Genomic DNA, 15844 nt, shown 5'->3' on the forward strand with positions numbered 1-15844 from the left:
AATACATTGGCTATAATTGATGAATTATTTAGTGTAGAAGAAGAGTTAAATCGCTCCATTTTATTAAATAAAAGTTTTATTAAACAATAATTAATTGCCGACGGGATTGAGTCCCAATGTCGCTAGCGTTCTACCCCAACTACCATAAGAGTAATACCTATTAAAAATAGTTCAACCAGAAGTGTTAATGGCTGACTTCATAATAAGATATGGCGTTTTTAAGTAGTAATATTGTGAACATCTTTATTTATTAAGCCATATAATCAGGATATTTTAGTAAACTCAATGATTATTTAGGTTACTAAGGGCTGAAACCAGTCCTTTTTTGCTTTGTTTCACAAAGACTCCAGTACATTTTAGTCACGTTATATATGTTAGTCCAGCCTCCTATAAATAATATCCATACATATAAAATAAAAATAATCTTATTAATACTTAGTAGTAACTCAGAATAATAAAGTCATAAAAGCTGTTATCAAGATGTCAAATTACCTATATCAAAGCATTTTATACTACAACCCTCAACTGTTATTAACATTCAATTAGTTTTATAGCCCATGCCATAATATTTGCTTTAGGTTTTTACTGACTTTGTCTATGAATATTAAAATCCTTAAAATAGTATTAAAATTGTGAGGAAGTGTACCTTTATTTCCCACATTTTAGTGTATAATTTTAAGAAATGTAAATTGAGTGGGGTTTTTAATATGAGAGAATATCGGGGAATAAAGATTGGTGCTTCAGTGAGGTTGTATAAAAAAGGTGGTAGCTATAATCAGCAAATTAAAAATGCTCTAGATAAGTTGATAAATAAACTAAATGAAAAAGGGGATAGGTTACTGAATGAGTACTCTGGTACTCACATCAAATTATTGATTGATTTCAAATGTTCCCACGAACCTCATTTAATAACACCAAATGATTATAACAGCGGCTATGGTTGCCCGAGGTGTGCAGGACTATCTCCTTTACAAGCAGAGGTAGAGTTTAAACGTCTATTAAAAAAGAATGGCCACACACAGTTGAGTGAATATAAAAGCGCAAAAATTCATGTATTAATAGATTTTAATTGTGGTCACACACCACATTTGCTAAAGCCTAACAATTACAAAAGTGGGTATGGTTGCCCTAAATGTAGCCGGAAATGTTCCTCTCAAGCTAAAGAAAACTTTTATCAAGAGATTTTAAAAGCTGGTTATAAAGTGTTAGGTGAGTATAAAAGTGCACTTTCTAGTGTAAAAGTACAGTGTGACAAAGGACATATTTTTAATACAAACCCCAATAATTTTACATCGTCCAAACACAGATGTTCTAAATGTACCGGACAATGTCCGATACAAGCTAAAGAAGAATTAATAAAATTAATTAAAGAAAATGGCCATGAACTATTCAGCGAGTATAGGAATACTAATTCAATAGTATTAATAGATTTTAAATGCGGTCACGATCCACATTGGATAAAACCTTTTAGGTATAAACAGAGACACGGTTGCCCAATATGTAAAGAATCAAGAGGAGAGAGAGCAATACGTGAATACCTAGAATCTAATAGAATAGAGTATATATGTCAATATAGATTTCCAGATAAAAATAAAGTTTATGATTTCTATTTACCACTTGAGAGAATTATAGTAGAAGTACATGGTTTGCAACATTATGAAAAGGTGCACATTTTTCATCGAGGTCACAAAACATTTGAGGATGAAAAGCTAAATGACAGAAACAAAGAAGAGTATGCTAAAGAAATGGGTTGCAAATACCTCGTGGTAGATTATCGAGAGCATAACCCTCAATTAGCTTTGGAAAGGTTTATAGATTCTTACAATTTAATGGTTAAAGGAGCAACTTAAATTTGTGTTAAGTGAATATGTTTATTGTTAACATGTTAATTATAACATTAGTAAAAGAAATTATGCTCAGAACAGTAAAACCTTCACCGTTCATAAGGAAAAGTGAGGGTTTTAGTTAAAAGGAAAAACTTTACATTTATAATTAATATAGATGATAGAAGGGGAAATTCTGAATAAATAAATGTTGGTTTGAACAACCAGCCTCAAACATGTTTCTACAAGTAGGGAGTGGACAGTATTGCGGACGGGATGTAACCGTGGTACTATGGCCATGTGCCTATAATGGCACAACAGACTCTGTTTATGCTTGGGGAGCAGAGCTTATAAAAGAATAATATGTGACATTCATTAAATAGTATGTACAATCACTGACTTTTGTCGGTGGTTTTTTTATTTGATATAAATTAAAACCAACACAATGTGATAATCATAGATTATTATACAACTATTAAAAATGACTTTCGAAATACCCGAAAACCATTCGTCAAAGTTTTAAAGTCTATCCAGTTGACAGGCTTTTTTAGACACTAAAAGTTCACAAGGAAAATCACTCTTGTAGAAGAATGACTATACTAAACGAAGGGTGGGCTGTGTATGGAAGTTGGCGACAAATTTGAAATTCTTTATATTCCCGATAAAAGAAATGGGAATATAGAAGTCACTATTATTGGCTTCGAGAATGGTTCATGGGGTTCAGTCATGGCTACGCATAACGAACATACAAGAAACGAAAACGGTCACAATAAAAGAGAATGTATTAACAAAGCGTTGAAACGTATAGCAGAACAGACAGCAGAATGAGTCTATCCAACAGATAGGCTTTTTAGTTTGGATCTGAGATTTGGCAGGGGGTGTAGTAGGGGCTATCTTGCCTAAGTTAATAAGGGTATTGTTGAAATTAGGAATTCAAGAAGTTGATGCATCCCAGAAATAGGATTTTGAGAGAAAACGAATATTTACATTTTACAATGTTAGAAATTTTATGAAATAATGAAAAAAATTTATTGAAATAAATTTATTTCACGTGTTATTCTATTAATATATTGATTTATCAAAAAATTCTAAGAGTGGTTACCCATTAACGGTGGAGAAAAAAGGTAGCCCTGTGTGTATCCTACAAGGACTAGAATATAGCTATAAATATTAGCAAAAAAAGGATAGTTTCAATGCATTTGCTATATAAAGAGCTGGTCCGTTCGTTAGGGACCAGTTTTTTTATAGGGGGGGAAGGAAAGTGTCAGTAACAGTTGTAGAAGAAACATTTGGCACTAGGTTTAAAGAGATAATAGAGAATTTAAAGATCAATCAAAATAATGTCGCAAAAAAAGCTGGCATAGATGAGGGGCTTTTTTCGAGGATACTTAATAAAGGTCGTGAAAGCGAGTTTTACAAAATATTCATGGCTGTTAAATACATTACAGACGTTGATAAATCCCTAAATATGCATGAATTAATGTTACTTTATATAAAAGACTTAAAAAACTATGAAAATATTAAAGATGCTATGGAATATTGTGACACTCACCTTCATTTAGAACAGTTACAAAAACTGTGCGATTATTGTTACGAAAAACATAATGATCAGAATGGATTAAAAGAGTGGGCTGACTTTTATTCTTTAAGTATAAAGTTAAAATTAAACAAATTATCAGTAGTTGATTGGAATGAAAGGATTTTTGAATTAAAACCAAATTGTAATGAACTGAGTGTTTATCGTGCGTTGTCACTATATATTATTGAGAATCATAACAGAAGGTTTAAAGAGATTAGAAATAGTATCGGAGTATTGAACGAAAAAGCAGATGAAATAAAGAGTGCTTATTTACGCTTTTCATATAAAGCACGCATAAGACAATATGGTGCATTAATATATTTGAGGTCGGGAGAACTAGAAAAGGCAGAGGAACATATTTTAGAATTACTTAAATCTTCTATTGGAAAACGATTTGACGCATTTGCATGGGGAACGTTAGCAGAAAGAAACATTCATGACAAAAGCAAGGTTGCTATTGCTATCAAATACTATGAAAAATCAATAGAAATTTACAAACAATTAGAACATAATAAAGAAGTATCAATCTTAGTAAACAAAATACAGTTTGTAAAATTAATTCATGGTATAGATATACCAATTGAAGAGATAAAGAAAAAACAATATATTGCGTTTAAGCATATACTGAACGGTGATAAAAAAAGAGGACTTGAAATTCTCAATAAATTAGATGCAGAAGAAGGAAAATCACCTATGCGTGATTACATAAGAGGCAGAGCTACTGGAGATAAGCGTTTTTATTGGCTAGCATTGCTTGAATATATGAAGAACAATGATAGACTATTTGGATATTTTTCAATGAAAGAACTTTTGGCATTGGGTGAATTAGATTTAATAGTAAAAGGCGTATATAATATTCATATGACAGAAAGTGAGTGAATAATATGGTGAAAAGAAAGATAGTGATAGCGCTAGCTTTAGGAATGTTATTATTTTCTTCAAATGATATAGTAAGTGCGAATGAAGATGTAGATATTACCACCATTAAAATTGAAAAACCAAAAAATGTTTCAAAATCTAGTGACGATGAACCACTTCCGACTGGATGAAGTCAGATAAAAAGTAGAAAGACGTAACCTAAAAAAGGTTGCGTCTTTCGTCGTTTTTGGAACGATTGTCAAAGCTTGTTATAAAATTAAATTGACAATTATTAATATTAAGGAGTGCATATCATGGAATTTGCTTTACATACAGAAAAGAAAAATGCTCAAATAATAGACTTTCAAAAACTGTACCAAGACAAAATACAAAAAGAGATTGATAACATCAGCGATAAAATTACTGAGATTTTGCACCAAGATATTAATAAGTACACTTGCTGGGATGAAGATATTGCAATAGAGGTAGATCCATTTGATATTAAAGAAAATTGACAATTTACATTTATTATAAATTTGGAAAGTTGATTGCAAGTTAAATATTCATATACAGACGAAAGGAATGTAATTATGCTACATATTGTTCAAAATACAGAAAGATTCTTATTCCACGATCCATCATACGCTATCAAAATAAGAAGAATACTTAAAATAAAGAAACCAGATTTCTATGGCGGATATAAAAACGAATTTACTTGCATACGAATATTAGCTGGAATCGATATCCCAGTGTCAACTCATATTGGTCAAAATTTGTACTACATGAAATCTATTATTCATAGAAAAGATGGGCTTTTCAGTCCTATATTTTTGGTTGTGGACCTTAACCAAGAGGGGAAAATAATTGGTGCAGATGTTATTTCTAGATTTCATGATTTTCTTATTCCTTACGAAATTTCTTTAGATTATGATAACGACTTTCTCTGGAAGGCAAAATATAAAACATTAGTCAAAAATAATGGAGATTATCTACAAATCAACTGGCCAAAATTTTCATCAATTTCAGAACAGAAATTAGAGGCTCAATTGGTATAAGCACTTTCCCATTTTATATATAGAATAAATGTTTGAATTTAGTAAATAATATGAGCTACATCATGGTGTTACTTCCACGAAAATGCAGCCCTGGTACAGCAATCAGGGCTGTTTATAGAATTTGTATGCTAATTATATCCTCAAATTTTATTCTGTGTACATCTTCGAAATTATCTATTATCCTAATATGTTTATTGAGCTGATCTACAAAATTGATATGACCCATGCATGGTTTGAAAGATCCATCTTCAAAGTAGGTCACAGTTACTTCTTGAGTAAACTCCATAGCTTCAAGTATTGTATTGTTTATTTCTTCAATTTCATGCTCGTCTAACTCAGGTTTTTTCACCTTATAGTAATCTGCCTGGGCTATTTTCATCATCTTCATGTGTTCAGGTTGGATGAATGCTGGCATCCATTTCATAATTCCTCTATCTTTCAAACGTATCACCTCTGTACTTATTATATACGAAAGTATGTTCGTTATGTAAGTAAAAAAAGTTAGAAAATAATATTGTACTGTCCACACAATTGCTGGTTAAAAATCATAATTTGTTACGGGATGGGAATAGTCGCTTCACTTCACCATTACTTTTTTGGAGTAGAGGTCTTTTTATTTTGCATTTATTTATAATATAGCACGTAAGTGAAAAGATAATTTTGTCTGAGGGCGTTCTAGCAACATATAAAAAGATAGAGAAAACTAAAAAAATGAATGTCGAAGAAAAAGATCCATTATAGCTAATAGAATAATAAAGGAACTCACACTTTTGGAGGTTCCTATTCTTTTATCTAACAGCAATAGTTCAGCTAAAGAAAAAGGTTAAGCTATTACAATAGAGAACAACGTTACTTCAAATCTATCTCTTAATATATGTTTTTTTTCCATTGTAAAGCTGCATTGTTCTTTTTGCTCTCTTCATTCTTAAGATATAGAATTGTTGTTTCTAATTTACTATGTCCAAGAGTCTCTTTAATATGGTAAACATCTACCCCTTGTCTTAAGCTAAAATTGGCGAAATAATGTCTATAGAAATGTGGAGTTATTCGTCCATTATTTTTGTATTTTAAGAAAGGCAACTTTGTCTGTAAAATGATTCGGGTCACTTGATCACTTAGATATTTATATGTATATGCCTTTCCTGTATTAGTGACGAATATAGTTCCTTCATCACCTGGATCCAATTCAATATTTAACCTTCTAACCTTTCTAAATGCTACCATACTATCGAATACATCCTCGAAAATTAAAACGTCTCTCTCTTTTTTTCCTTTAGTGACGACTTTAAGCCAATAATGACCTAACTCGGGATCATAAGTGATATTTCCCCATTTAGCATTTGCTATTTCTCTGATACGTAATCCTGTGGTTGCTAATGTATAAAGAAGTGCAAAGTTAATGACATGATTTTTATGGTAATCCAGTATTTGTTTAACCTCAATATCTGTTAATGCTCTATCAGGACGATCTTGATCATTTACACTACTACTTTTGAAATGTTCATGTAACGGTGTTGATATGTATTTACTATTATAGAGCCATTTAAAAAATCCTTTTATAATGACATTTTTACGAGTAATAGTAGCCCAGGAATATGTGTTGTTTCCTTTACCTAAAGGAGCGTTAATTAACCATTCCTGATATCTACGAATATGTGTCGGTTTTAACGTTTTAAATATCGAGTCAGAATTTGTATCGATATAAATTTCAAATTCACTTGAATAAACAATTAAATTCTTATACAGCTGCAACAGTTCTCGGAAATACTCTTTTTTAGTATCATCATTACGATTTTTTTTACTATCAAGATTTTTTGGATTATGAACATAATAGTATACCATTCCTATATCTGAGAACTCGGAAAAGGACTCATTACCAAACTCCTCATTAGATTCCTTTGTTTCTTCTAATTTAGTAAAAAATTGAGAATCTAAAAGCTTACGTATAACAGGCCCCAATGATTGACTATTAACCGAAATAAGATCATTGATATTACCATTAACAAACTGTTGATGATTCATATCTATTATGTTTGTATGATTCAAATTAATAACCTCTCTTCTCATCATGTCATCTCATTTATTAACTCTAATTATATCAAACTTAATAATATAAGGATAACTTAATAAAGCACATATGATTATTTTAGTACCATATGGAAAAATACCCTATTTGTCCATAGGGTATTACTTTACATTTATTTTAACTTTCTATTGCATACCTAATAATCCCTATGTTTTGTTATAAATAACAAATCAAAACTAAACAATCAGTTTACGTTACACAATTAACAAATACACAATAAATTTTAGGGGGAAATTGTAAAAATGAATATAACTAATAAAGACATTTGTTTAGAACATCCAGAAAATGGGGAATCACACACAGTTGACAGTGGTTGTGATTACAGTTCTGAATTTACACATATCAAGTGCGATCCAAGTAAAAAACGCATATATGTTATTTTTTCTCATGGAGACTTTGATGAACCTACAGCATTATATTTTACATATACAAAAGAATGTCTAGATAAAATTTGGGAAATAGAATTTCGGGATAACTATGATGGGCAACTGTCTACCCAAAAGGAAGGATTATACTGGGTAAATGATATAGCTGGCTTAGTGTATACCATATTGATGGTAGAAGATTCAGAATTAAATACAGAAAATCTTTTCGAAATTGTTGACCATGAGGAATTCTTAAACATTAACGATTGGTGTTCAAAAGTATAGAGATATTTTCTCGTAATGACACATTTATTTGGAATTTACCTTTGATGAAAGGAGAATGATGTATGGGGACAAAAGACCTTTCCCTTTTGGAGATTCCAGTAGAATATTATAAGTTGGGATTAATGAAATATCACCCATATTATCATCCAAATAGGGGTAAAAGTTACACAGTAGAAGAATTAGAGTATCTTTGTAAATTTTACGAAATTGATGGAGCAAACTTTATGGGAATGGCTTTAGGGAGACCCCCAAAATCTATAGCAGCAACGGTAAATAAATTAAAAGATGAGGGGAAGTTTGAGTATTACAAACTCCTTAATAAATTCTGGTAAGACATAATTATTTTTTGTTCTTTAATACAGAATAAGTTGAAGTGAAAATTTCAGGGGAAAGAAGGGTGTCTATATAATATAAGAAACTAGGATTAAAAAGCAATGTGAGTGCAATTTACTGAGACTATTAATGAAGAATCCAAATCTATTATTAAAAGTGAGCAAAAAATAATAGAGAAAGAATTAGCCATACTTAGTTTACATTTTCTAAAAAATTGTATGGTGTATATCAAAACATTAAAGATTCAAAGCATGATGAAGGATGAAAATTTGATGGAAGCATCACACCTGACGATTATCTTGTCCTAACTCCTTTGATATACAACCACATCAACCCTTATGGGAAGTATTATGTGAACCTTGATCAACGGTTATCTATAGTCCAATAAAAAATCAAATTGGTTTGCAATGAAGTTGCTAGATTTAGTGCGTATTTTTAAGGGTAGTAACTGCTTAAATTTTACCGCCATGATAATAAATTATCAGAATTATAGTAAATAATTCCATTTTATGTGTAATAATACAAAGAAACAAGTAATTATAAACGCACCAGACCGTAAGATTAAAGGCTAATTGTTTGGTTTTATACTTATATAATAAGATTCAATACAATTAAAGCTTTCTACAATCAAAAAAGGAAATAACTCACTAATGAAATTTTGCAAGGAATGTTAGATAATCTAATAGGCCATATCGATATGCAAAAAAAGAAAAATGTACTCGAGACATTCTATTAAATTCAAAATATAAGAGGGGTTTCAAAGTAATGAAAAAAATTGCATTATGGGGTATAACAGCTATACTATTTTTTAGTTTAGTCCCAACTTTAGTAAAAGCTGAGGTACCAACATCAGATTACCATTTTAAACTTGATTTTTCTGAAGAAATGAATTACACAATGGATATGAAATATGTAGAAAAAGGAAACAAGAATAAACTAGGTTTAACTAAAGAAAAAACAAAGAATACTTTCTTAAATATGAATATTAAAATAGAAGAAGGCAACGATTCTTCTTACTTTGATGTATCAACAGTTGTAAAAGTTGGAAAAGACACTTATAAAGGTAGCTATCAAGGAGATATGGAAAAACAGTTAGGAGAAAAAGGTGTTTTTTATTTCGGACCTTTAGAGGGAACATCAAAAACCAAAGGCAAAGATGAGGATAGTGTTTTAGGTCTATATTTTAATCCAGCCACAAACCATGCCTATGTAACTGTATCAATAGGAGAAATATCTGATGACGGTACGGGTATGTTGTATTTTGGTGAACATAATGAATATTCTACAAATGAAGTCAATGCAATCATGGATGTTGAAAAAAGTAAAACAGATAATCTAGAAAATATAGATACCACTGCTTCTACTTTTAATTCAGTAGGTCCATTCAGTATATCTTCTCCTATGGCTAAATCGGTAGCGGAAGATACAAAGATAAGATGGAATTATCGAATAACAGATTTTGTAGGCTACTTAGGTGATAATCAAACAAACACTGACTTGCCAACAAACTTTACTAATATAAATAAGAATGTGGGAATATTGAATGTCTATACTATAAGTTGGGCTAGTGGTGAGAGCGAAGCTTGGTTGCAATTATTCAGTCATACAGATAATGTTGCTAACTACTATACAACCAAAAATGGTAAAAGTTTTGGGGCTAATGTACATGGTTTTAATTTGTTGTTTACAGGGCCAGAATACTTAAATGTTCAGGAAACACACCCTGAAAAAGGTAATTTTTTCTCACTCCCTGAATACTCATGGGCTATAGATCACTGGGTATCAAAAAATGATTATGTAGAAATAGTTGCAAATCTACTTCGAATAAAGCCAGCAATACAATATGCTGACGACACTAACTCAGCAAATAAAGTATATTATAGAAACGTCAAAGTACGTGATTCCTTATTACAAAAAAGCTTAGATTATCCAGCAGGGAATGATTATAGTAAGCCATATATTCATAGTGGGGGATTTGCAGCTTACCATTTATTCACTTGGCAAAACGGTCGACCAACTCCAACTATTGAACCAGTCGGAAGAATTTTATATGCTGTGGGTGATGGGACTCCTGCTTGGACTTATGTTTGGACAGGTAGGCTCATGGAAGCTGATTTCTTAGCGGAATCAAAATAGGATATAAATCTATTATATTTTTTATTGTTTTTAAATTTATGGCATGAGTTACTATGGTATGATTAATTAAACAACCAAAGATATAATATATGAGATTAGTCCAACGAATGAAACGGACAAGGTATAATCATAAATACTTATACTAGGAGTAACAATATGAAAAAACATGTCCCAAAACTAATTATCAGTTTATTAGTGACCTCTGTAGTAATTAACTACATCCAATACAATAAGAATCAGGCTCAAGATGCTTTATTACGTGATTTTTACGTGGAATATATCACTGATATTTTCTTTCTAAATGAAAGTTTTTCTTATCTTGTAGATTTAGACGTAGAAGAATTGGAAGATGCTGAAGGTTCTTATTCTCAAATGTTGCAGTACATTTCTAAGTTGGGAAAGAGTCATGAAATAGATTCAGCATTTGAAACAAAACTACTAATAGACAATGCGTACGGTCTAGTCAGCAAATTATATTCAAAAACTCAATCAGGAACATCTTTTACAGAAGAAGATTTGTTAGAAATTAAAGAACTAAATAAATATATAAAACTCTTCTCTGAGGAAAGAGATTATGACATTAGAAATATATCCTTTAAAGAAATCAAGGAAGAATTTTCGACAAGAAATCAAAGATTAGTAGATATTAGTTACGGTAAGTATCCAGCAAAAAATTAAGATTTTTTTCAGTTACCTACAAATAATATTACAATTTAACTCACTGCCTTTGAATAAATCCACCCCGTCAAAATTAGACGGGGTGGATTTTTGTAGGGGAATTTTTCAGAAGTTGGTGAAATGAAGTTATAAAATTCTTCAAAATTATGTTAATAATAATAGACTTGTAGAAATTGCTCATTGTTGGAACACTGCTTTTCCTAATATTATAAGCATCCATGTGACTGATTTTGGACATGGTTCCCGTAAATAAAGAGCTATAATAACAAGGACCTTGTATGTGGTAGTGATTCTTTAACAATCCCAAATTGTTGTTCAACAATTATATTGATTACTTAAAGGTTTTAATGAAGTTCTTAACTTTTCTGCTTTTTAATAACATTAAGGTAGAATTATTTATATAATTACCGTAACAAAAACATTTGTAACAATAATTGTAATCTACCCTTTTTGATACAATGTAATTAAAAGAGTTTGTAAAATTTGGGTATATGAGAATATCAACATTAGATCAAAAATGTCTCTTTTATTTAAGGGGTGTATTAGTTTTCGTTATGAGTTCTTTATTCTACAGCTATTTCTAAGTTGTGGATAATGATATTAACCTTGAGTTTACTAACATTTATAGTCTTAGGAATTTATACTTGTTATAATTTTTTATATAACAAAAATCTAAATCTAATTGATGTGATGTGCATGAGTTCCGAGATGTGGGCATATATAAATGACTTAGGTTTTTTGATAGTTTACAAACCAATTAATAATATTATAGGTATTTGTAAATTAATCTCACTCATGTCTGGAGAGTTGTACAATTTTACTTTAGAAGAAAAAAATCTAAAATTTGCAAAATGAAATTATTATTACTGAAGATTTTAGATAGAATAGATTCTTCTTAAACTATGTGATTGAAGGAGATTTAAAATGACAATAGAGCAGTATATTAAACATAGAAGAAACGGAAAAGAAATTGAAGAAATTAAAGAAGAGAACTTATTAAGTGAAGAAACCACCCTTACATTCGAACTTGGTTATCAATGTTATCTAAAAAAACTACCATTGGATAGGGCTATATCATTTATACAAAAAATACAAATTATCTCTCCATCAGATATTGAGAACCCTAACCCATATGAAAATCAAATAAAGCATTAGATGGTGCTTTTACGTTCCTAAATACATAATGAGCTAATAAATATTTAAATAGGTAGTTAGTATTTATAATTTTTGGGAGGACAGTTAATGATGAACACCAATGAAAAAACAATTGTTACATCACAAGAAGCTGCAAGAATATTAAATGTCAACCGTAACACTATTTATAAATATGTAAAAAATGGAGAATTACAAACTTCTAATAAAGATACATGGCATTATGATGGTGGTTATTATTTCGATATTGAAGAATTAGAAAGGTTTAAGAAGCTAATCGAGAAACCTGGACTAACGACAAGCGAAGCTGCTAACATTCTTGGGGTAAAGCCTGTAACAGTCTTTAATTACATAAAAGATGGAAAGTTACCTTCTTTTAGACAGGAATATAGGGGAAGAATATACAACTTTATTCTAGAAGATGTGCTAAACGAATTTTTAAATCTGCGAGAAGAAAACGCTACTAAAAGTTCCCGCCAATTTTATTCCTCTTCATTGAAAATAGCTCTTTATCAACGTTTTCAAAATGAAATAGATGAATGTTGTAGGGTTATCACATTAGGGGAAGATAGAGAAAATACTATGATGCTATCACAAACTGGAGAAATGTATTCATTATCTGAAGCAATGAAAATCGGTTTCAAACCTTCCTATCAAATAAATAACATTAGCCCTTGTTATAAAAAAGGAGAAGTATCTTTCAATTTCATTAAACCTACCAATACTTTATCAAGCATTTATTCATTCATTGATCTCTTCTATCAATATGCAGGAGTAAAAAATCTTGATATAGAAGACAAAAGTGAATTTATCAAAGTTGCTGTTAAACCGATGAGTTTGAAAATAGAGGGTATTAATATTAACTCAGAAATTACTAAGATGAAAGAGTTTCTTGAAAGCGGAGAAATATCATTACGTCCGGATGGATCTTTGTTATTAGTGAGTAATTATGAACCTTTGACTGTTTATTTAGACCGCGACCTAAAAGAACAAATACGTCATAAAGCAAAAGATGAAGGGGTTTCGATGGATGAGCTTATATCAACTAAGATCAAGGAATTAGCTGGTAAAGGCCACTTTTTATTAAATAAATCATTGCAAGGAGAAGAATAATGAGAATCACAGCCTTACTTAAAGATGATGTAGCTATTCAATTTTATGACGTTCCTACAAATGATAACTTGTTCATGATTAATGATAAATCGTATTATTTGAAGGGGGATTTTGCTAAGAGCTATTTAAATTCCAAAAGAATAAATGATACTGAAGATTATTTCGTAGCTTTCGAGTGTTATAAAGATAATGATGTTATTACTCTAGAAGATGTGCCCTATGTAATTGGTTATTCAAATGAACTAAAACAAGTGACATTTATAGCAGAGAACGACCTGGATTATGAGTTAGATATAATAAGAGAGCAAATATTATGGATAATTATTACCACATTTTTTGATACAGAGAGTCATCGTGGACGCAAAACCTTATTGTCGAATTTCCTACATAGTAATTCTCCAAAAGTGTTAAACCGTTTAAATCAACCACCAATAAATGTAGATTTTACATTTAAGAGAGAAAATGAATCGAAGCCTGAAGAAATACCTTGCTCAAAAATTGTTGGGTCATTACATCCAGATTATATAGGAAAGAGCTGGTTCAATGTATATTTCTCTTTAAAAAGAGAAAAAAACCTTTGGTCAGCCTTAATTAACCCTTCCTATTACGACCAAATTCAAGAGGAAAATAATTTTGGAGGTATTAGTATTTATAAAGTAAATGATTATTATTATGTGGTTACAGGGAATCATAGAACGACATTATCAATCTTAAAAGGGCTGCATAAAATATATGCACATGTAGTGTCATATGAAACAGATGTTACATATAAATCTGCTTATGAACAACTACTTGAATATGGTTTTAACGTTTCTTTTCCTAAAGATGAAAATAACGAAGAAGAAGATTGGGAAGTGTTTATTATAGAAATAGGTAATAATCCTTTGTACCTTGAAGGAATAGATCAAATTTCTACCTTTCTTTTTCTATATGAGAAATTGAAGGTAGATAGGGTATCAAGATTTTCCTCAAAGATAAAACATTTCAGCTATAAGTATATATCAAATCAAAAAATAAAATGGAGACTATCGGACATAGAATGGTTTTTCGTTGAACATTATGAATCCTTAGTAAGACATAAAACAGAGCAAAGCATAACGAAATAAATTACTATATCAGAATAAGGTGTGTATTAAAATGAAAAACATAATAGGCTAACTCTGATTTAATGTCTGTAGTACTATAAAGCAACAATTAGAATAAGTAGCAGAAAAAGTAAATTTTATAAGTAATAAACAATTACTCCATACTTGTAGTTCTTAAATTCAATATAATAAAAGAGGAGATACTATTGAAAACAGCTTAGATGAAAAAAAGAAGAAAAGGAAGATCGATAGTATTCTAAACCATCAAGTTGTAGGAGAGATGTTTATTGCCCCGCCTTCTAAAGAATGGAAACTATTAGTTTTGAAAAACTTTAATAAAATCTATCGAAAAGAAATGAACTTGGTACAACTTTGTGTATACATGGAAAGACATGGTGTTTGTTTCCTACAAAACACAAACCTTGTTTTATTCCCAATTAAAGACTTAATTTTGTTTATAGCTAAAGTGAGTAACTTATCCATTGATGAAGATGTATTTGATATGAATCAAAAGAATAAAAAAGAAAGTGAGTGAAACTATAAAGAAAATATTGATTAATACTCTTTTATTTTTTTCTATCTTAACAACAGGGTGTTCTACAAACATAACAGGTGATCAAATCCAAAAAGCAGCTGAAGATGCTGTAGTAAACATTTCAGAAGATGCCTCCAAAAAAGCAGGAGAAGATAATAGTAGAATTGTCAGAGGAGATCGTAGAAAGCGCAGAAAATATTACAAATGAACTGACAAATACAATTTCATCTGAAATTTCACCTAAATCTGAGTTGGTTACTGTGAAATATAACCAAGATGGTGATTCTCTTACCCTCACCAATGGATCTAAGGTTAGATTGTTATGTATTGACACTCCAGAATCAGTAGGGAAGTATAAGAACAATCCAATGCCATTTGGTAAAGAGGCATCAGACTTCGTTAAAGACCTCATTCCTGAAGGTACCCAAGTAAATCTTATATATGAAGGTAGTAAAACTGACAAATATGGTCGCTTACTGGCTTATGTCGAATTAGAGGATGGAACTGATCTTAATGCATTACTTATATCCAAAGGATTAGGACGAGTTGCTTACTTGTATGAAGCTAGAAGTCTATATCCTGATAGCTTAGAGAATAGTGTGAATGAAACCTTAAAACTCCATAAGTTTTCTTTCATAGATTTTCACCCCAGAAATAATATAAGTCTTTTATATGATAATTTTCCAATGAAGCGCTAAAAAATAAATTTCGGGTTTTTGTTTTAGTAATTTGTATCTATAATAAAGCTCCTATGCTGATAG

General features: G+C 30.5%; 19 protein-coding genes. 17 read left to right on the forward strand and 2 right to left on the reverse strand.

Features of this window, described 5'->3' with window-relative positions; genetic code table 11:
- Positions 1-743: 743 nt before the first annotated feature.
- The 7 genes from JM172_RS13620 to JM172_RS13645 all read left to right on the forward strand — a co-directional run bounded on the left by JM172_RS13620 (position 744) and on the right by JM172_RS13645 (position 5315).
- Positions 744-1850 carry a PDDEXK family nuclease gene (locus JM172_RS13620; RefSeq protein ID WP_352223543.1) on the forward strand — a complete coding sequence of 369 codons (1107 nt, stop codon included), beginning with the start codon at positions 744-746 and terminating at the stop codon, positions 1848-1850.
- 209 nt (positions 1851-2059) lie between these two features.
- Positions 2060-2185: a hypothetical protein gene (locus JM172_RS25200; RefSeq protein WP_284730464.1), complete on the forward strand. Its 126-nt coding sequence runs from the start codon at positions 2060-2062 to the stop codon at positions 2183-2185.
- A 259-nt stretch (positions 2186-2444) separates the two neighbouring features.
- A complete protein-coding gene (locus JM172_RS13625; protein WP_214482914.1) occupies positions 2445-2651 on the forward strand; it encodes a hypothetical protein in 207 nt (68 codons plus the stop codon).
- Between the two features lie 433 nt (positions 2652-3084).
- A complete protein-coding gene (locus JM172_RS13630; protein WP_214482915.1) occupies positions 3085-4281 on the forward strand; it encodes an AimR family lysis-lysogeny pheromone receptor in 1197 nt (398 codons plus the stop codon).
- Between the two features lie 5 nt (positions 4282-4286).
- Positions 4287-4451, forward strand: coding sequence for a hypothetical protein (locus tag JM172_RS13635; RefSeq protein WP_214482916.1), 165 nt, complete (start codon positions 4287-4289; stop codon positions 4449-4451).
- Between the two features lie 123 nt (positions 4452-4574).
- Positions 4575-4775, forward strand: a complete 201-nt coding sequence (locus JM172_RS13640) for a hypothetical protein (RefSeq protein ID WP_214482917.1) — start codon at positions 4575-4577, stop codon at positions 4773-4775.
- A 75-nt stretch (positions 4776-4850) separates the two neighbouring features.
- Entirely contained in the window at positions 4851-5315 is a 465-nt protein-coding gene (locus JM172_RS13645) for a hypothetical protein (protein ID WP_214482918.1), read from the forward strand.
- Positions 5316-5427: 112 nt separating this feature from the next.
- Here the strand turns inward: JM172_RS13645 and JM172_RS13650 are convergent, their stop codons facing one another.
- Together JM172_RS13650 and JM172_RS13655 are read right to left on the reverse strand one after the other, a co-directional pair.
- The gene (locus JM172_RS13650; RefSeq protein WP_214482919.1) at positions 5428-5757 is read right to left on the reverse strand and encodes a YolD-like family protein; all 330 of its coding nucleotides are present in this window, start codon (positions 5755-5757) and stop codon (positions 5428-5430) included.
- Positions 5758-6182: 425 nt separating this feature from the next.
- Positions 6183-7361 carry a tyrosine-type recombinase/integrase gene (locus JM172_RS13655; RefSeq protein WP_214482920.1) on the reverse strand — a complete coding sequence of 393 codons (1179 nt, stop codon included), beginning with the start codon at positions 7359-7361 and terminating at the stop codon, positions 6183-6185.
- Positions 7362-7643: 282 nt separating this feature from the next.
- Here JM172_RS13655 and JM172_RS13660 point away from each other — a divergent pair, with 282 nt between their 5' ends.
- The 10 genes from JM172_RS13660 (at position 7644) to JM172_RS13705 (ending at position 15781) form a co-directional block, all read left to right on the forward strand.
- Positions 7644-8051 carry a hypothetical protein gene (locus JM172_RS13660; RefSeq protein WP_214482921.1) on the forward strand — a complete coding sequence of 136 codons (408 nt, stop codon included), beginning with the start codon at positions 7644-7646 and terminating at the stop codon, positions 8049-8051.
- A gap of 62 nt (positions 8052-8113) precedes the next feature.
- Entirely contained in the window at positions 8114-8383 is a 270-nt protein-coding gene (locus JM172_RS13665) for a DNA-entry nuclease (protein ID WP_214482922.1), read from the forward strand.
- 766 nt (positions 8384-9149) lie between these two features.
- Entirely contained in the window at positions 9150-10520 is a 1371-nt protein-coding gene (locus JM172_RS13670) for a hypothetical protein (protein ID WP_214482923.1), read from the forward strand.
- Positions 10521-10676: 156 nt separating this feature from the next.
- Positions 10677-11198, forward strand: coding sequence for a hypothetical protein (locus JM172_RS13675; protein ID WP_214482924.1), 522 nt, complete (start codon positions 10677-10679; stop codon positions 11196-11198).
- Between the two features lie 924 nt (positions 11199-12122).
- On the forward strand, positions 12123-12353 hold the full coding sequence (locus JM172_RS13680) for a hypothetical protein (RefSeq protein ID WP_214482925.1): 231 nt from the start codon (positions 12123-12125) through the stop codon (positions 12351-12353).
- Between the two features lie 87 nt (positions 12354-12440).
- Positions 12441-13463 carry a helix-turn-helix domain-containing protein gene (locus JM172_RS13685; protein WP_214482926.1) on the forward strand — a complete coding sequence of 341 codons (1023 nt, stop codon included), beginning with the start codon at positions 12441-12443 and terminating at the stop codon, positions 13461-13463.
- On the forward strand, positions 13463-14569 hold the full coding sequence (locus JM172_RS13690) for a hypothetical protein (protein WP_214482927.1): 1107 nt from the start codon (positions 13463-13465) through the stop codon (positions 14567-14569). The genes JM172_RS13685 and JM172_RS13690 overlap by 1 nt, the downstream gene beginning before the upstream one ends.
- A 361-nt stretch (positions 14570-14930) precedes the next feature.
- On the forward strand, positions 14931-15083 hold the full coding sequence (locus JM172_RS13695) for a hypothetical protein (protein ID WP_214482928.1): 153 nt from the start codon (positions 14931-14933) through the stop codon (positions 15081-15083).
- Positions 15076-15291 carry a hypothetical protein gene (locus tag JM172_RS13700; RefSeq protein WP_214482929.1) on the forward strand — a complete coding sequence of 72 codons (216 nt, stop codon included), beginning with the start codon at positions 15076-15078 and terminating at the stop codon, positions 15289-15291. Before JM172_RS13695 ends, JM172_RS13700 begins: the two co-directional genes overlap by 8 nt.
- Positions 15248-15781 carry a thermonuclease family protein gene (locus tag JM172_RS13705; RefSeq protein WP_214482930.1) on the forward strand — a complete coding sequence of 178 codons (534 nt, stop codon included), beginning with the start codon at positions 15248-15250 and terminating at the stop codon, positions 15779-15781. The genes JM172_RS13700 and JM172_RS13705 overlap by 44 nt, the downstream gene beginning before the upstream one ends.
- The last annotated feature ends 63 nt before the right edge of the window (positions 15782-15844 follow it).

Origin of the sequence: Bacillus sp. SM2101, assembly GCF_018588585.1 — a bacterium.
GTDB classification, from domain to species: domain Bacteria; phylum Bacillota; class Bacilli; order Bacillales; family SM2101; genus Nanhaiella; species Nanhaiella sioensis.